The sequence below is a fragment of the uncultured Dialister sp. genome, assembly GCF_937959425.1.
In the GTDB taxonomy this organism is placed as follows: domain Bacteria; phylum Bacillota; class Negativicutes; order Veillonellales; family Dialisteraceae; genus Dialister.
Genome location: NZ_CALGPS010000125.1, coordinates 1 through 17,891 on the forward strand (window position 1 = coordinate 1; position 17,891 = coordinate 17,891).

General features: G+C 53.7%; 9 protein-coding genes. 1 reads left to right on the forward strand and 8 read right to left on the reverse strand.

The features are described from left to right. Positions 1 to 716: 716 nt before the first annotated feature. Together Q0482_RS05530 and Q0482_RS05535 are read right to left on the reverse strand one after the other, a co-directional pair. The gene (locus Q0482_RS05530; protein ID WP_299144395.1) at positions 717 to 4,454 is read right to left on the reverse strand and encodes an ESPR-type extended signal peptide-containing protein; all 3,738 of its coding nucleotides are present in this window, start codon (positions 4,452 to 4,454) and stop codon (positions 717 to 719) included. A 22-nt stretch (positions 4,455 to 4,476) separates the two neighbouring features. Then, entirely contained in the window at positions 4,477 to 4,689 is a 213-nt protein-coding gene (locus Q0482_RS05535) for a hypothetical protein (RefSeq protein WP_299144398.1), read from the reverse strand. 69 nt (positions 4,690 to 4,758) lie between these two features. Here Q0482_RS05535 and Q0482_RS05540 point away from each other — a divergent pair, with 69 nt between their 5' ends. Next, positions 4,759 to 5,901: a hypothetical protein gene (locus Q0482_RS05540; RefSeq protein ID WP_299144400.1), complete on the forward strand. Its 1,143-nt coding sequence runs from the start codon at positions 4,759 to 4,761 to the stop codon at positions 5,899 to 5,901. Positions 5,902 to 6,741: 840 nt separating this feature from the next. On the opposite strand, the gene Q0482_RS05545 is transcribed toward Q0482_RS05540, so the two are convergent. From Q0482_RS05545 to ahpC, 6 genes are all read right to left on the reverse strand, one after another. Continuing rightward, entirely contained in the window at positions 6,742 to 7,365 is a 624-nt protein-coding gene (locus tag Q0482_RS05545) for a response regulator transcription factor (RefSeq protein WP_299144403.1), read from the reverse strand. Between the two features lie 70 nt (positions 7,366 to 7,435). Further along, positions 7,436 to 8,827 (reverse strand): sensor histidine kinase, encoded by a 1,392-nt coding sequence (locus Q0482_RS05550; RefSeq protein ID WP_299144406.1) that lies wholly within the window; start codon positions 8,825 to 8,827, stop codon positions 7,436 to 7,438. After that, on the reverse strand, positions 8,820 to 11,237 hold the full coding sequence (locus Q0482_RS05555) for a hypothetical protein (RefSeq protein ID WP_299144409.1): 2,418 nt from the start codon (positions 11,235 to 11,237) through the stop codon (positions 8,820 to 8,822). Before Q0482_RS05555 ends, Q0482_RS05550 begins: the two co-directional genes overlap by 8 nt. A gap of 1,821 nt (positions 11,238 to 13,058) precedes the next feature. After that, the gene (gene glpX, locus Q0482_RS05560) at positions 13,059 to 14,024 is read right to left on the reverse strand and encodes a class II fructose-bisphosphatase (RefSeq protein ID WP_299144412.1); all 966 of its coding nucleotides are present in this window, start codon (positions 14,022 to 14,024) and stop codon (positions 13,059 to 13,061) included. A 786-nt stretch (positions 14,025 to 14,810) separates the two neighbouring features. Then, a complete protein-coding gene (locus Q0482_RS05565) occupies positions 14,811 to 16,427 on the reverse strand; it encodes an FAD-dependent oxidoreductase (RefSeq protein WP_299144415.1) in 1,617 nt (538 codons plus the stop codon). Positions 16,428 to 16,441: 14 nt separating this feature from the next. Next, positions 16,442 to 17,005 (reverse strand): alkyl hydroperoxide reductase subunit C, encoded by a 564-nt coding sequence (gene ahpC / locus Q0482_RS05570; protein ID WP_299144418.1) that lies wholly within the window; start codon positions 17,003 to 17,005, stop codon positions 16,442 to 16,444. Positions 17,006 to 17,891 lie beyond the last annotated feature (886 nt).

Genomic DNA, 17,891 nt, shown 5'->3' on the forward strand with positions numbered 1-17,891 from the left:
ATCCAGTGACATGCTTCCCTTTGGGTAAAGGTGGTGCCGCAGGCACCAAAGGGGGAATCACCGCAGTGCTAATCTGATTTAAGTCACTCATTCTATAGCGCCGCTAGAATCTCCCCCTCCGGGGTGGCAAGCGAACACGATTCGTAGGGAGCCGTAGGCGACTGAGAATCGTGTGAGACGCTTTCCCGTGGAGAGACGCCGCCGAAGGCGGCAGAAGGGGTGCCGCTTTTCCCACGCGCTGTGCACATTCTGCAGAGAATGTGCAAGTCAGTCGAAGTTGGCCCATAGCCTGCCCATAAAAGGGCCTTCCTTTTAATCGACTGACCGTTAGGCGCGGTTGGCTTGTTTTCCCCTCGCCCGCCAGGGCGGTTGTAAAGGTTTTATTTATACTGGCGCCCTTTATTTTTAAGGGCACCTACCACCACCCTTTGAACCCTTTGAACCATCTGAACCCTCACACCCACAGGGCGTGTCCAATAAGGGGGCGCCCACCAAGGCCGACAGCCGACAGCCGATAGCCGACAGCAGTCCCACCAGCACACCATCCCACTAGCACACTACCCATGAGATTTCTCCGCTTCGCTGCAGCGGAAATGATGAATCGGTTTCCCTACTGCAGCATGGGGAATGCAAACAAAAAGACCCGGCGGGGGACCGGGTCTTTCTGCTATCCTAATCACCTGCCGGAGGGAGTGGCAGATATTATGATAGTTTGTTTATGCTTCCTTGCTCAGTTTTTCGATGAGCTCGCTCTGTTTTTTCAGCATTTCTTCCAGTTCTGCAATTCTTTCATCCTGGCTTCTCATTTCATCTCTCATGCCGGATACTTCGTCAGCCATTTCTTTTCTTCTTTCGGCCATGGATTTGCCTCTGCCGAATTTTACGCTCACCCCTGCGTTCACCATATTTTCTCCGTCACCGAAGGAGGTGCCCAGGGAGAGGAGTACGTTTTCATTGGGCCGGTAGAAGAGGCCAAGGGCTGCGGCATTGGCGTTACGGTAAGAGCCGAAGCCTGCAGCGATGCTGAACTTGTCATCAGGGTTGAAGTCTCCGGGGCGGAGGGCTGCCAGGGCTGCTGCATTAGCGCCTACTTTCTTGATGCGGTTATCCAGCCTGTCCACTCTTTCATTGGTCTGATAGAGCTGCCTGCCGGTGACAACCTGACGGCTGTCTGCAGAAAGTACGGCATCATGGGTTTCGATATTGCCTTCCACGTTGAGGTCACCGCCTACATAGCCGTCGCCATTCACATGAAGGGTGCCGGTCCTGGTTTCTCCTGTCACATTCAGGGTGTCTGTGGTGGTGCCGCCGGTAACAGCGAGGCCGTTTTTGGAGATGGTGACTTTGTCGTTGAAGGTAGATGTTCCATCCACTTCCAGGGTGCTGTCCATCTTCACTGTATCTTTGAATTCGGATTTGCTGTTTACGGTGAGATTGGTGTCCTCGCCTTCCTGGCCAAGGGTGGTGTTTCTATATACGCTCAGGTCTTTCGTTACATTCGCGTAGTCCATTTCCGTTGTATGGGTGCAATTTTCATTGGTCAGCTTGGTCAGGTCTTCGGTGGTGGTCACCGTGGTTGTACCAACCTTGTCCTGTACCTGGGAAACAGTCTGGCTTCTTTCGGAAATCGTACCTTTTTCCGTATCCTTCACCGTGCTTGTAATGCTGTCCGCCTTCTGGCTGGAGCTGGAGAATGCACCGGTGTTCTCGTCAGTCACCTTGGTTACATCCTCGGTCACGGTCTTCGTATTGTTGAGCGACTGGGTTCCGTTCTTGAGGGATGTATTCACCTTGTCAGCCAGCTGGCTCAGAGTGCTGGTGTTGGTGCCATCGGTGATGATGTTCATATCCTTTTCAGCGGTCTTGCTGAAGGAGTTGCTCTTGGCGTCATCACCCTTCACAGATTCAGAAATCTTCTTGGTGGTCATGGTCCGCTCTACATTGGCGCCTACTTTGTCGGTGATGGACTTGGAAGCACTATTTTCGATTTCTGCCGCAGAGTTGGACAGTTTTTCCGTTGCCGTATTGGTGATGTTCTTGGCAGAGAGGCTGCTGTCGCCGGTGACGGTAGTAGTCTGCTTTCCGCCGATAGTGTTGCCCTGATCACCGGTAGTACTATTGGTCTGGCTGCCGTTTACGGTGTGTTTTTCTTCACCGGTCACTGTGGTTTCCAGGCCGCCATTGTAGTTTTCAGTCTTCTTGCCGGTCACAGTTTCCGTGCTTGTACCGGTGACCGTTTCGCTCTTGTTTCCACCCACTGTAGTGGTCAGGTCTTTGTCAACGGTGTTGGTCATGTTTTCGGTAGCGTGGTTGGTGATATCCTTGGCCTCATTGGCGATCGTACCGTCCTTAGCGGTGTTGGTGATATCTTTTGCCGTCTGGGTGACGACAGTGATGTTGGTGCCATCCTTTACGGCGCTGCCGATGCCGATGAACGGGTTGGCTGCATCGTCGAGGTTCTTGATAACGTCGATGAAACTGCTACCGCTTACCAGGGCATCTTCCATCTTAGTAGCTGTCTTAGACGTAGCGCTGTACTGGGTATCGCTGGCTTTGATCAGCTGCTCCGATTTGTCTACGGTGTTGTTGGTGTTGTTGAACTTGGTTCCATCGGTAATGGAGGAAGCGAGGCTTCCGGCATTCTGGTTCACCACGGTGGTATTGGTGTCGTCGGTTACGGAGGAAGCGATCTGATCTGCTTTCTGCAGGTCGTTGGATGTATAGGTTCCATCCGTAATATTGGTATTGGTCTGACCGGCAATGGTATCGATGGTGGTCTTCACGCCACCATCAATCAGCTGGGATTTTTCTTCTACAGCCCCGCGGAGGTAGGAAGCAGTCTTGCCCTCAGCCTTCATTTCTTCCGTTGTCTGATGGGACAGCTGGGTGGAGGTATTGGAACCGTAATCGTTGGATACCTTGCTTACAACGGAGCTTGCCGCATCGGTTTCTACATCCAGAGCTTTGTTGGTAATCTTGTTCTTCGCTTCGTTGGTGATGTTTTCTGCCGTCAGGCTGCTGTCGCCGGTGACGGTGGTGGTCAGGTTTCCGCCCACCGTGTTGGTCATGTTTTCGGTAGCGTGGTTGGTGATATTCTTGGCCTCATTGGCGATCGTACCGTTCTTAGCAGTGTTGGTGATATCTGTTGCCGTCTGGGTGACGCCAGTGTTGTTGGGGCCATCGGTAATGGAGAAAATGAGGCTTCCGGCATTCTGGTTCACCACGGAGGTATTGGTGCCGTCGGTTACGGAGGAACCGATCTGATCTACTTCCTGCAGGTCGATGGATTCATTGGTTCCATTCTTGATATTGGTAATGGTCCGATCGGACAGCTGGGTGGAGGTATTGGTGTTTCCATTGGCATCGACAACGCTGTCAGCAATTTCATATTTGTTATCCGCAATCTGGGACAGGACACGGGATGCTGCATTTTTCGGGTTGTCGCCTTTATCGGACAGGGACTGGCTGATTTTATCTGCGGTCATGCTGCTCTTGCCGATAGAATCATCATCTTTCGCCCATGCATTGCTGCCGTTTTCGTCAAAAGTCGATGCACTGGCTTGGGTTTCCGACCCCACTGCATCCACCTTCAGATTCACGGACTGCGTCTTGCCGCCGTTAATGGTGGTGTAGTTGTTCTTATCCAATTCGCTGGAGAGAGTCTCGGATTTGAATTCGCCTTTTACAGAAAGGTCGCCTTTCATTTCTGTACCGCCGGTAACGGTCAGGGCACCGCCAATGGTAGCGTTGCCATTGGTTGTCAAGGTACCGGTCTGGACATCTCCGGCTTTCACTGTGCCGGTAGTCTTGATAAGACCGCTGCCTGCATTGATATTACCTCCGTTGGTACGAAGTGCTCCACCCTGGGTATTGATGTTTCCGCCACCAGTCTGAATAAAACCTCTATTGGTTTTAATGTTGCCGTTCACGCCCAGGTCGCCTTTCATTTCTGTATCGCCCTTAACGGTCAGGGTATCGCGAATGGTAGCGTTGTTAGTGGTTGTCATACCGGCTAAATCTACTATGAATTTACCATCGCCTACGTTCAAAGTACCGTGTGCTTCTACATCTCCGGAAACGGTCAGATATGTCACTTCTGCTTTGGTTTTATTTACATAAGTGTTTGCTACATCAGCAGTTTTAGCATAAGTGCTTTCTACATCATCCGCATTTGCCTTCGCATCTAAATCAGTTTTAGTAGCAAATATAGCATCTGCACCGTCTTTGGTGTACACAATCTGCTCCACAGTACTCGTATCCTTGACAGTCACCGTGTCGCCTGCTGCCCAGGCGAAGTTTGGTCCCATGAGGGCTGCTGCCACCAGCAGAGCTGCCGCCAGTTTCTTCAGTCCTCTCCCTGTTGACTCGCCCTTGGTGTGACTTTTGGCAATTTCAGACGTGACCACATAACAATGTTTTGCTTTAGACCAGATGACTTTGTATACCCGATTCATAGGGGTCCCTCCTTTATACTTCTTACCTTCTTTCTCTGTTCATTACTCCTGCCGGCGCCGATTCTCCTATGCTTCTATTTCCTCCTTTCTTTACTGCTTCCGACGAATATGGCGGAGCTGTCTTTTCCGGGATGGCGGGCTTTCCGGCCTTTGGCCAAGGCCCTTTTCCCTTTTCCGGCCTGATTATAGCAAAATAAAAATGAAAAAAACCTATACTAAAGTACAGGTTTTCCATTTGGAGAGTGTCTTATTTCATGATATGATACATTCAGGAGTATGAAGATTTCATAAAGAGAGGTGTCCTATGTGGAAAAGAATGGTTCTGTCCATGCTTCTGGCATGCCTTCCCTGGTCTTTCTGCCATGGGGAAAGCCCGGTTCCTGAGGATATGGGAAATCTGGAAAAAGCGGGAGCTGCTTTGGAGAAACAGGAAGAAAAGGTTCCATGGTTTGAAATCCATGGCGATTACCGCTGGCTTTACGGAAATGGCCGTTTTCGCGGAAAGGCCCTGTCACCCGAGAGCGGGGCCTGGAAGAGGCAGGATGAGAAGGTGACCATGGAAACGCGGCGTTTCCGCCTGTTTCCTGTGCTCCGCCTGACGCCCCATCTGCTTTTGAAAACGGCGCTGGAGGACAACCGCATAGATCAGGGACCGGGGAACAGTCACCACCTTTTCCTTTCCCGGGCTTACCTGCAGTACGAAAATGAGAGCCTCAAGATAGAGGCAGGGCGGCTGAACTATTACCTCATGGACGGGGATCTGCTGGACAAGAAAATGGACGGTTTCCGCATCCGCTATGGACATGATGATGAGGGACCGGGGCGGTCGGTCTTCTTCTACGGCCGTACAACGGAGGACCGTTCCAAAGCGAGGAAGGTGCTGGTGCTGGAAAATAAGAGAACCCTGGGCAAATGGCTCATTCACAGCGCCTATGCCGATTTCAGAGCCATCCATGGCCATAGGGAATCCATACCGGTCCTTTCCGGTTTCCATCTGCCCTCCGGGAAATCGGGAGAGCGCTTTGACCGCCAGCAGGTAGGCGTAGTAAAGGGTGCCTACTCTCCCAATGAGGACTGGACCTTCAGTGTGGACTACGTCCTCTCCCACGGTTATCATGAAAAGGACCATTTCAGCGAAACGAAACCGGGCTATGTGGCAGCGGCGATGTACGGGGAAGCGGATCCGAAACGGGCGGGAAGCTATGAAGTCTGGGTCCGTTACTACCACCTCCCCTCCTCCGCCCTTCTGGCGCCCACCATGGATGCCGACACCACCTTCTTCCGCCGCATGGGCTTTTCCGGCTGGGGCGCAAGGGTGGACTTCGTGCCGGTAAAGGGAATTGTGTGGGCCCTGGAAGGATTCGCTTTGAAAAATCAAAAAAGCGGGCCCTTTACCGATGGCTTTCATGAGTATGTGCTGGGGACAAGCGTAAGTGTGTATTTTTAAATTTTTTGCGTCCTCCGGGCACAAAAAATTCAAGGTTCACGGCCCTTCGGGCCGAAGGTTCTTAAGGTTCTCAGGTTTGACGGGCCCTTCGGGCCCGAGGGTTGTGGTGGCGGCTGACGCCGCAGTTTTTAGCCCCCTTCCTTTGGAAGGGGGGTGTCGCCGCAGGCGACGGAGGATAGCGGCCTTTTGAAAAAAGGCCGAGGCCCCAAAGGGGCCTAAGATGGCTCATAGTGGCTTGAATCTATCTTCTAGACCTATCCTCAGGGCTTCGCCCAGCTCCTTTCTGAGGAAGGAGCCTGCGTTACGGGATTTACCTTTTTCTGCTTAAGTCCCACTAATCATCGCGGTGAATCAGCCACCTCCGGTGGCTTTTCCCCCTTTGGTGCCTTACGGCACCACCTTCCCCCCGCTGTGCGGTGGGACAATAAAGCTCCGTGAAGCAATTATCTTATAAGTAGCATAAAGCAAATCACGGGTTGTTGTGCCCCCTCGAAGAGGGGGAAAAGTGGTGGCGCCAGCCACCAAAGGGGGGCAGCTTTTCCCACGGGCGAAGGCCGGTTGTAAAGGTTTTATCATATTGGCGGCGCAGCCGCCCACCACAACCCTCAGCGGCAAAGCCGCTGTCAAACTTAAGCCCCTTTAGAACCCTCGGCCCGAAGGGCCGTCAACCCTCACGCCCGCAAGGGCGTGTCCATGGGCGCCACCACAACCCTCGGCACCGCAGGTACCGTCAAACTTGAGAACCTTCGGGGCAAAAGCCCCGTCGAACCTCGGGCCCCAAGGGGCCGTCAACCTTCACGCCCGCAGGGCGTGAAAAAATCCGCCTTCCGGCGGATTTTTTTATTGATCAGCATTGGCGGCATATCCTTTTTCCGCCGCTTCTACGGCCAGGCCTACGAGGTTTTTGTGGCCGGTTTTGGCCAGCATGTTGCTTACGTGGAAGCTGACGGTGCTTCGGGAGATGTGGAGGGTGTCGGCGATTTCCTGGTAGGATTTGTTTCTGCACACGAGGCGGAGGATGTCCAGTTCTCTTCTGGTGAGGCAGGTGTGGTTGAGGCCGAAGGTGGTTCTTTTTTTGACGTCGGGAAAGAGGCGTTCGCCTTTGAGGGTGCGTTCCATGCAGTCTACGAAGTCGGCGGCGCTGCTTTCTTTGTAGATGAAGCTGTCGGCTCCTGCTTTCTGGGCCATTTCTACGAAGTGGACGTCGGCGAAACCGGTCATGATGATGATTTTCTGTCTGGGGAGGGCTTTTTTGATGCGTCTGGTGACTTCGATGCCGCTGGTGCGGCCTTCCATGCAGATGTCCATGAGGATGATGTCGGGCTGGAGGACCTGGGCAGCGACTTCCGCCACTTCGGAGAGCTGGAGGATTTTGACCACTTCAATTTTTCCTGTTTTTTCAAACAGGTGCAGCAGTCCCTCCAGCAGGATTTTCTGGTCATCTACAATCATTACCCGTATCATAACAGGCACCCCCTTTTCTTTATCATATCATAGAAAAGGAGGACGTCAATTTGGAAATTTTTTTCGAGGATTACACAGGGTGTACTTCCCTTCCGGGCAGGGTGACTTTGAGTGTGAAGGGACGGCCGGTGGTGTATTTCAGATGTCCCCCTTCTTTTTCCACCCTGGTTCTGATGGAGGAGAGGCCTCCCCCTTCCCGGAGAGCCGGGCTGCTTCCCATGCCGTTGTCGGTGACTGTCATGACATGGTTTTCCCCTTCTTCAAAGGTGACTGTGATTTCTCCTGCTTTGCCGTGGACGATGGCGTTTACCGCCGCTTCCCGGAGGATTTCCACCAGGAGGTTTCCGGTGCTGCCGGGGGGAAGTTTTCCTTTTACATGAAATCGGATGCCCAGACTTTCGTAGGTACCCATCATTTCGGAAAGAATGAGGTCCGGTTTTACTTTGATTTCCTTTTCCATGTCTTTAAGAAGGTGGGAGAGGATGCGGCCGATTCTTCCGTAGTTTTCGTAGTCCCTGTTGTTTAAAATCTGCTGGAGGTAGCTGATGCGCTGGCCCATCATGTCGTGGATTTTGAAGCGGATGGTGCGGAGGGTTTCTCTGCTTTCCAGGGGCACCAGCATATCCAGCAGGTCTTTCATTTTTTCGTTCTGTTTCCGAAGGGTTTCGTTCTTCTCTTCCAGTTCCCTGTTCATCCTTACCATGTCCGTCATGTCAAAGGCTCCCATCTGCCAGCCGAAGCCTGTGGGGGTCATGAAGGGTTCTCTGGTGAAGCGGATGATCCGGCCGCCGGACAGGGTATGGATGATTTCTTTTCCTTCTTTCAAGGTTTCCCCTTTTTCTTCGATTTCCTTCCAGAAGAGGCTGCCGTTTGATACCGTCTTTCCCAGGATGTCTTCCATGTACTTTTTCATGGCGTCATTCACCAGCACCGGCACTCCGTCTTCCCTGGTAAGAAAGATGCCTTCGGGCATTTTGTTGATGGCTTCTTCAATGGCGTGGGCGGTAATCCCTTCATGGTACTGCCGGTAGGACTGACAGATGCGGATGGCGGTGCGCACATTGCAGATAAGGAGCAGGAGCATGAGGCTCCAGGGGAGAGCCTGATCCAGAAGGGGCAGTAGGAGGAAGGAGGCGGCGGAGAGGATATAGTTTCTTTTATCTTCCTTTCCCCCATAGAAGAAAAGGGCTGCCGTCACAAGCACCAGCACCGTCCGGAGTTCCTGGTGGGGCGAGAGGAGCATGACGCCGCTGCTGTGACCGTCCAGGGCGTCATGAATCAGGTCGAAAATCATGAGGAGGATAAGAAGCACCGCCCCTTCCACCATTTTCCGTCCCATTTTCTTAAAGGAAGGAAGGGGGCTCCGGTAGTAGACAAGGAAGGACTCGGCGGCCAGGGAAAGGAGGGCCCAGATGGAAAGGGCGATGAGCCAGGCGTCCGGTAGTATGTACAGATTAGCCATAGGTGTCCTCCTTTCTCCCCCTGACGCAGATTTCCACAGAGAGGCTGTACCCCAGGTCTTTGATGGTCATGGATACGCCATCCTTTGTGAAACGGCTGTCCTTTTCCATGTCCCTGATGAAATCTTCTATCCAGAAGGACTCTCCTGCCATGAGGGAGAGGCAGCTGCCATGGGAAAGGAGGTCAAGGTGGCAGGAAATATGGACCGCCCCTGCCAGGACGGCGTCTTCCACGTATTCTTCCAGAAAGTCATAGAGGGTAAGGACGGAGGATGCGGGAAGGGCAGCGGCCTCCCCTTCGGAGTGAAAGACGGCGCGAATGCCCCGGGAGGAAAGGCAGCGGAAAAGTTCTTCCGCCGCCATGCGGAAATCCCCATAATCCACCTTACCCCCTTCCATGCCTTTGAGGAAAAGGATACACCGCCTTTTCACGTAGCAGGCCAGCACATTGAGACGGAACACCGCCTCGTCGGCCTCATTGCCCGGCCGGGCGTTCTGCAGGAAGGAAGCATGGCGAAGGATGAGCTGCCCCTTTCTTTTCACGATGGCTTCCAGTTCCCTGTAAATTTTCCATTCCGACGCCATGCGGATATAGGAACGGCGGAGCTCCCCTTCCTTTTTCATCATATCCGCCGTGCGGCGAAGGGCTTCATTCAGCAGGCTGAGCTCTTCCCTCTTTGCCCTGATTTCCCTCACATCCCGCCGCCACAGGGCTGTACCGCCCTGTACGGGAAGGGTCCTCACCTCGCAGTCCTCTTCCGGCACCTTCGGCCCGACGGAGTGGTACATGGTGCGGCCCCTTTTGTCTTTGATTTCCAGGGCCAGGGAGGAATAGGTGAAGAAATCTTCGTAGCTGCCGTTTCCTTCAATCATGTGAGAGTCAATCATCCACTCCATCCAGAGGAAGAAGGAAAAAATAGTGACCAGGGTGAAATTGGTGGCCACCGCCACTTTCATGCCAAGGGCATAGGCCGCCACATAGAGAAGATAGAGAAAAAGCTCCGCCACCGGCAGGAAGATGATTATATTTCCCACATGGTTTTTCACTGCCCTATGGACAAGCCAGCCCACCAGGGCCAGAAGCTCTCCGGCATAAGCCGCTGCCAGCCCATAGTATCCCCAGCCATAGTTGTGAATATCTACGCCCCGGGAGAGGCCTTCGGGAAATGAAAAGGCTGCGCCGTGGAAATCGTTGGTCATCACCACAAGGGACAGGGCTATATCAAAAAGAGCAATCCCTTTCAGCCAGAGGGGATAGACCCCCTTCCCCCGGTCCCTGGAGCCCGTAACTGCCAGACAAAGGATGAGGATGGTCAGAAGGGCCAGATATACATAGTAGGAATACCAGTTATACCGGCGGATGGTGACCATTTCCTGAGGCAGATCCGCTATGATAGTACGGAAAAAGAGCCAGAGAAAACAAAGGCAGGCCATGGAGAAGATAATCCACTCCCCTTCCTTCCCCTTCATGCGCCGGCGAAGGCGCCTTCCCCAGATGACCGTCAGGAAAAGCATGGCAAAGTACATCATGTGGGTGGGAACGGGCAGGAGGGACTGGATGGAATAGGGCGCCAGGATTTTAAATTTCAGCTCATAGGCACCCCGGTCCATTTCATCCAGGAAATCTTCCATTTCATCAGGAGGGATGGTCCTGCCGTGATGTTCAAGGGCATACCCCTTCACCCAGAGACCGGAAGCCATGTGTTTTTCATCTATCACAAGGGGCTCTTTGGAAAGGAGTCCCTTCTTAAAGGACAGGGTCCCCCGCTCCGGATACACCAGATGAAAAGGCGCCCCGTCCCATACCATACGCCTGGCCTCCACATCAGGCATAATGAACACATCCGCCGCATCCCTCATGCCGTACTGGAGGTAATAGCTGTCCGAATGGGCCGCGTCCAGACGAAGCCGCCCTTCCTGATGGATTTTCTTCAAAGCCGCTGTGCCGGCGGAAAGATCCATGTCCCCGGATAAGCCGTAGGAAAGGCTCACCATGGAAAGCTCCCTTGTCACCGTATCCACCGGGATCCCTACGGTCACCGGCTTCTCCACCAGATCCGCCCAGTCCTTCACGTCGTATGGCAGGCCGTCGGCCACAGCCAGCACCATGGCTGCCGTATAGTGGGGATACCAGTACCGGGGAAGAATCCGGTTCTTCATGAGCGGAAAGGCCTGGAAATCATACACCTCCACCGCAGCCACATCCTCTTCACCCATAACCTCCAGAAGATGGCGGCTGTCCTTCCTCACATGGTAAGAAGAAAGCCCTTCCTCCAGGGACAGCACCTTCCCGTATCCATCCCCCAGCCTTCCGTCATACACAATGTCCCTGGCAGAGGAGGAAAAGGGAAGCAGAAGAAAAAGCAGGGCCAGACATAAGGCCAGTCTCCGAAAAATCCATCCCTTCTCCATGGTCTCCCTCCCTGTGCACTGCAAGTCAAGAAATCGCTGATTGTTATATTTAGTATAGCAGAAAAAGGGAGAAATAATACTGTACTTTAGTACAGGGGGGCCGCGCCTAACAGGCGCGGCAGGGTTCTTAAGATTGACCGGCCTATGGCCGGAGGGTTCTTAGGTTTGACGCAGCCTATCGGCTGCGAGGGTTGTGGATAGCTTATGGAGCCACTGCGTGGCAGGGTTCAAAGGGTTCAGAGGGTTTCCTCCCCCACCATATTGTGCCCCCAGCGGAGCCGGGGGAAAGGTGGTGCGTCAGCACCAAAGGGGGCGGGCCCGTAGGGCCCGCAGGTTGTGTAGAAGGGTTGTGTAGAAAGGGGCGGGGAAAGGTTCTTAAGATTGACCGGCCTGTGGAGCCACTGCGTGGCAGGGTTCAAAGGGTTCAGAAGGTTCAAAGGGTTCAGAGGGTGGTGGATTGCCGCTTTGCGGCAATGATTATATAGTCAGCGTTACGGGATTTGCATTTTTGTCACCAGTGGTGCATGACGGAGTAAACCAGACCTATCCTCAGGGCTTCGCCCAGCTCCTTTCTGAGAAAGGAGCCTGCGTTACGGTAATGCCCTCCTGCTGCTTAATTCACGCTATGCATTACGGTGAATTAGCCACCTTCGGTGGCTCCCCCTTATCCGGCTTCGCCGGACTTTCCCCCATCCGGGGGACAGAATAAACCGCTCTACGCTTTCCCTCAGAGTCATGTGTCACATTGGCAAGCACCCATAGTGCCCCCAGCTCCGCTGGGGGAAAGGTGGTGCGTCAGCACCAAAGGGGGGCGGGCCCGTAGGGCCCGCAGGTTGTATAGAAGGGTTGTGTAGAAAGGGGCGGGGAAAGGTTCTTAAGATTGACCGGCCTGTGGCCGGAAGGTTCTTAGGTTTGACGGGCCCTTCGGGCCCGAGGGTTGTGGTGGCTCCCTATGGGCGCAATATAAAAGTCAGCGTTACGGGATTTGCTTTTGTGTCTCCAGTGCTGCATGACGTAGAGCCGGAGCCCCCTTCCACAGGAAGGGGGTGGCGCCGTCAGGCGACGGAGGATAGGGGCGTCAGTTCTTTTCTAAGTTCTTTCGGACCTATCCTCAGCCCTATCGGGCAGCTCCTTCCTGGGGAAGGAGCCTGCGTTACGGGATTGCCTTCCCGCCGGGCACCGTCATTCTGAGCGTCAGCGAAGAATCTCGGTAAGAATCGTAAGTGACAGAAGTATCGTTAAATACCAGTCGGCGGGAAGGCTGCTCTATGCTTTTCCTTCGTTTCATATGTGATGGACAGTCTTTCGGTAAATTAGCCACCTCTGGTGGCTTTCCCCCCTTTGGTGCCTTACGGCACCACCTTCCCCCCGCTGAGCGGTGGGACAATAAAGCTCCGTAAAGCAATTATCTCATAAGTGATACAAAGTAAATCACGGGTTGTTGTGCCCCCGCTTGCGGGGGAAAGGTGGTGGCGCAGCCACCAAAGGGGGTGCTCTTTTTCCACGCCCGCAAGGGCGGTTGGCCTGTTTTTCATCGGGCGAAGCCCGGTTTTAAAGGTTTTATAATATTGGCGGCGGAGCCGCCCACCACAACCCTCACGGCCGAAGGCCGTGTCAAACTTCAGAACCCTTTGAACCTTTTGAACCCTCACGCCCAAAGGGCGTGTCCATAAAGGCGCCCACCACAAGCCTCGCGCCAAAGGCGCGTCAAACTTAAGCCCCTTTAGAACCTTCGGCCCGAAGGGCCGTCAACCCTCACGCCCGAAAGGGCGTGTCTATAATAAAAAAACAGCCCGAAAAGGGCTGTTTCTTATTTCCTGATTACCAGAGGCGGACGGCCGGTTTGGGGTCGCCGAAGCGGTGGATGGTGTCTACGAAGCGGACGGTGCCGGTTTTGTAGCGGAGCACCAGGGTGGAGGTTCTTGCGCCGCCGCCGAAGTAGCGGACGCCTCTCAGCATGGCGCAGTCGGTGATGGCGGTTTCGGAGAAGATGCAGTCGTCTCCTTTGACCAGGTCGTCAAGGGTGAGGACTTTGTTGGGGTCGTCAATGCCCATGGCATGGAGGCGTTTCACTTCTTCTTCTGTGTGGGGAAGAAGTTTGGCCTGCATGTCGCCGCCCAGGCATTTAAGGCCTACGGCAGAGAGAACGCCTTCGGGGGCGCCGCCGGAGCCTAATACCATGTGGATGCCGCTTCCCTGGATGCCGCAGTCGATGGAGGGGACTACGTCGCCGTCGGTGATGAGGCGGATGCGGGCGCCTGCTTCTCTGGCTTCGCGGATGATTTTTTCATGTCTTTCGCGGTCCAGAATGACTACGGTGAGGTCGGAAATTTCACGGTCCATGGCATCGGCCACGTTTTTCAGGTTTTCAGTAACCGATGCGTTGATGTCGATACGGCCTTTGGCACGGGGGCCGACACAGATTTTCTGCATATACATGTCCGGCGCATGAAGCAGGCATCCTTTGGGCGCAATGGCCAGTACGGCAATGGCACCGTTCTGTCCTTTGGCTACCAGGTTGGTGCCTTCTACCGGGTCTACGGCAATATCTACTTCTTCTCCGCCGGCACCTACATGTTCGCCGATGTAGAGCATAGGCGCTTCGTCGATTTCCCCTTCGCCGATTACCACGGTGCCGGAAACCGGGGTCTTGGCAAACTGTTCATGCATGCCGTCAACGGCTGCCTGGTCAGCGCCCTCCTTGTCACCTACGCCCATGAGACGGCCGCTCCGAAGAGCTGCCTGTTCCGTGATTCTTACAAATTCCATAGAAAGTTGTCTGTTCATTGTATGCCTCCACAATAGTATACTTTCTCTTTCACAGTTGTACTTATTGTATCATATTTAAAAGAAAAATGGAGTATACATTTTTTATTTTTTTATGACACGCCTGCGGCGTGAAGGTTCAGAGGATTCAGAGGGGAAGGTTGACGGGGCTTCGCCCCGAGGGTTCTTAAGGTTCTTAAGTTTGACAGCCCTATCGGGCTGAGGGTTGTGGTATCGCCCTTGCGGGCGATGAGTTCAAAGTCAGCGTTACGGGAATGCTATTGTGCTGCATAAATCGCACTGAGCATTCTGCTGATTTAGCCACCTCCGGTGGCTTTCCCCCCTTTGGTGCCTACGGCACCACCTTCCCACCGCACAGCGGGGGGACAATAAAGCTCCGATAAGCTGAAGCCCCATAAGCTACGCTAATTTAAGCACGGGTTGTTCTGCTCCCGCTTGCGGGGGAAGTCCCGCGAAGCGGGCAAGGGGGAAACTCTTTTCCATCGCCCGTCAGGGCGGTTGTTTGGTTTTATACAAACTGGCGCCCCTATATTCCCAAAAGCGCCTACCACGGCCTTTGCCCCCTGAGCGGCAGCGACGCAACCCTTGGCCCGTGCGATAGCACAGGGCCATATGCCCCTCTGCCGCGCAGCGGCAGGCCCCTTCGGGAATACAGCCCACCACAACCCTCGCGCAAAAGGCGCATCAAACTTCAGAACCTTTTGTACCCTTTGAACCCTCACGCCCGCAGGGCGTGTCCATGACACCAAAAACCTGCCCCAGAGAGCAGGTTTTTCATTATCTCAATTATCCCAGAATATCAAGCAGTTCTCCCACTCCTTTTTTACCGAAGTGGATGTCTTTGTCGTTGACGATGAGGCAGGGGACGCTCATGATGTTGTATTTTTTCTGGAGGTCCGGGTAGTGGGCAAGATCGTAGACGTGGACGGTGATGTTGTCATTATCTGCGGCGATTCTTTCTGCCGCTGCCACGAGGTCGGGGCACATGGTGCAGGAGAGGGAGACGGCAATGGTGATGTTTTTCTTTTCCTGAATGGCGGAAATCCGTTTTTCATTGTCTTTGCCCACGTCCTGTCCGGGGCCGGCGGTGTTGTACATGGCCAGGATGAAGGAGTTGAATTCGTGGCCTCCGGGAACTCCGTGGAAGTAAAGGCCTGCTTCTGTGCCGTCGTTTCTGATGATGGAAATGGCGTGTTCCAGACCCGGCGCAGCGTCCTTGATTTCATAGGAAACTTTATCAGACAGGGAGGAGAGTTCCTTCAGCAGTTTTTCGTTTTCATAGGAAAGTTCGGTGTCGTCTTTATAGAGGCGAAGGGTGACGGGCTGTGTAAAGCGGTCAAGCACCAGCTTTAAGGCCTGCCGGGTGTCATCGTCCAGGAAGGCGCCTTCTTCTGCTTTGGCTGCCGCTGCCTTTGGTTCTTCCTTTGGCTCCACTTTTTTCACGTAGGTCCGCTTCATGTGGAGTTTTCTGTACTGGCTGCCCAGATATTTTTCCAGGGAGGTGGCTGCCACGGCGCCGTCGGATACGGCGGTGACTACCTGGCGCAGGTTTTTGACGCAGATGTCGCCGGCGGCGTAGACGCCGTCAATATTTGTTTTCTGGTCACGGTCTGTGATGACGTAGCCCTGGGGGTCAAGGTCTACTTTGCCCTTAAGGAGTTCGTTTTCCGGCGCATAGCCTACGAAGACGAAGACGCCGTAGAAGTCGCCGGCATCAGCCGTATATACGGTTTCTTCCCCTGATTTCCTGTCTTTCAGGGTAACCTGTCGGATGGCGCTGTCCCCTTCCACTTTTTCCACCTGGGTATGGTAGAGGATGGTGACATCGGGATTTTCCTTCAGTTCTTCCACCGCAGCGGAGTCGATGGAGAAATCATCGCCACGGATGACCATGATGATTTTTTTGCCGTACTTGGTGAGGAAGAGGCCTTCTTCCACCGCCGCATAGCCGCCGCCGATGACGAAGATGGTTCGGTCGGTAAAGAATTCACCGTCGCAGGTGGCGCAGTAAGCTACGCCGTGGCCGCGGAATTCCGTTTCCCCGTTGAAGCCTGCCAGTCTGGGATGGGCGCCGCCGGCATAGACGATGCCCAGGGCTTTGAAATCGCCGCGGCTGGTGTGGACGGTCTTGTAGTCCCCTTCCAGGTCAAGGCCCGTAACGTGGGCGGAAAGGAATTCGGCGCCGAAGGCTTTGGCCTGGCGGATCATTTCAGAAGTGAGTTTCTCACCGCTGGTATTGAAAATGCCGGGATAGTTCACCACTTCTGCGGTAATGGTAATCTGTCCGCCCATCTTTTCCTTTTCAATCACCAGTACGCGAAATCTTGCCCTTGCCATATAAATAGCGGCGGAGAGCCCTGCCGGTCCTCCGCCTACTATTATGGCATCATAAACTGTATCCATGATGCCACCTCAGATTATAATTTGCCAACCAGATCGAAGGAAGGTTTCAGGGTCTGTTCGCCTGGATGCCATTTAGCCGGGCATACTTCATCGCCATGTTCGTAAACGAACTGGGCAGCTTCCACCTTGCGGAGAAGTTCGTCGGCGTTGCGGCCGATGTTGCCTGCGGATACTTCATAGAGCACCACTTCGCCCTTCGGGTTGATAACAAAGGTGCCTCTTTCTGTGAGACCTTCGGATTCGATGTAAATGTCCAGATCCTTGGACAGCTTAGCGGTGGGATCGCCGATCATGGGGAATTCTACCTTGCCGATGCGTTCGGAAGATTCATGCCAAGCTTTGTGAACGAAATGGGTATCGCAGGATACGGAATAGATTTCGCATCCGATTTTCTTGAATTCATCATATTTGTTCTGCAGATCTTCCAGTTCTGTGGGGCATACAAAGGTGAAATCTGCGGGATAGAAGAAGAGAACGCTCCACTTGCCAATGAGGTCCTTATCGCTTACATCGATAAAATCACCGTTCTGATACGCTTTGACCTGGAATTCGCTGATTTTTTTACCGTTTAAAGACATAATTTTTTTCCTCCTTGGAAATATGAAATAGAATATACCAATTTGCCGGCCATCGTATTCACGATTGACGAAGCATATTTAACTTTCTGAAAGTATTATATCATGTATATCTGTAAATTTCAATATGGTTTTGTAAAAAAATACGCCCTGCGGGCGTATGGGATCAGAGGGTTCAAAGGGGAAGGTTGACGCCCGCTGCGCGGGCGAAGGTTATGGCCGCCTTACGGCGGCAGGTTGTGTAGAAAGGTTGTGTAGGAAGGTTCTTAAGATTGACAGGCCTTTGGCCTGAGGGTTCTTAGGTTTGACAGCAGCTCCGCTGCTGAGGGTTGTGGTGGCGGCTGACGTCGCAGTTTTTAGCCCCCTTCCTTTGGAAGGGGGTGTCGCCGCAGGCGACGGAGGATAGCGGCCTTTCACAGAAAGGCCGAGGCCCCGCAGGGGCCTAAGATGGCTCATAGCGGCCTGGAGCTATCTTCAAGTGTTCCTCAGGGCTTCGCCCAGCTCCTTTCTGAGAAAGGAGCCTGCGTTACGGGACTACCCTCCTGCTGCTTAAATCACGGCTAAACCTTTCGGTGAATTGGCCACTGGCGTGGCCACCCCCTATCCGGCTGCGCCGGACTTCTCCACGGGAAAGCGTCTCACACGATTCTCAGGTCGCTACCGCTCCCTTACGAATCGTGTTCGCTTGCCACCCCTATTCAGGGGGCAGAATAAGTCTCTCAATGCTTTCCCTGTAGAGCCATGTGGCACAATGGTAAGCGTCCATAGTGCCCCCGCTTCAGCGGGGGAAAGGTGGTGCCGTAAGGCACCAAAGGGGGTGCCGCTTTTTCCACGCGGTGTTAGAGCCCGGCAAATATAGCCATTTTTAGCCCGTCAAATTTAGCCAATT

Coding starts and splice junctions, on each gene's coding strand:
- Q0482_RS05530 (WP_299144395.1), bottom strand. CDS start 4,454: ATGAATCGGGTATACAAAGTCATCTGGTCTAAAGCAAAACATTGTTAT.
- Q0482_RS05535 (WP_299144398.1), bottom strand. CDS start 4,689: ATGGAAAACCTGTACTTTAGTATAGGTTTTTTTCATTTTTATTTTGCT.
- Q0482_RS05540 (WP_299144400.1), top strand. CDS start 4,759: ATGTGGAAAAGAATGGTTCTGTCCATGCTTCTGGCATGCCTTCCCTGG.
- Q0482_RS05545 (WP_299144403.1), bottom strand. CDS start 7,365: ATGATACGGGTAATGATTGTAGATGACCAGAAAATCCTGCTGGAGGGA.
- Q0482_RS05550 (WP_299144406.1), bottom strand. CDS start 8,827: ATGGCTAATCTGTACATACTACCGGACGCCTGGCTCATCGCCCTTTCC.
- Q0482_RS05555 (WP_299144409.1), bottom strand. CDS start 11,237: ATGGAGAAGGGATGGATTTTTCGGAGACTGGCCTTATGTCTGGCCCTG.
- glpX (WP_299144412.1), bottom strand. CDS start 14,024: ATGAACAGACAACTTTCTATGGAATTTGTAAGAATCACGGAACAGGCA.
- Q0482_RS05565 (WP_299144415.1), bottom strand. CDS start 16,427: ATGGATACAGTTTATGATGCCATAATAGTAGGCGGAGGACCGGCAGGG.
- ahpC (WP_299144418.1), bottom strand. CDS start 17,005: ATGTCTTTAAACGGTAAAAAAATCAGCGAATTCCAGGTCAAAGCGTAT.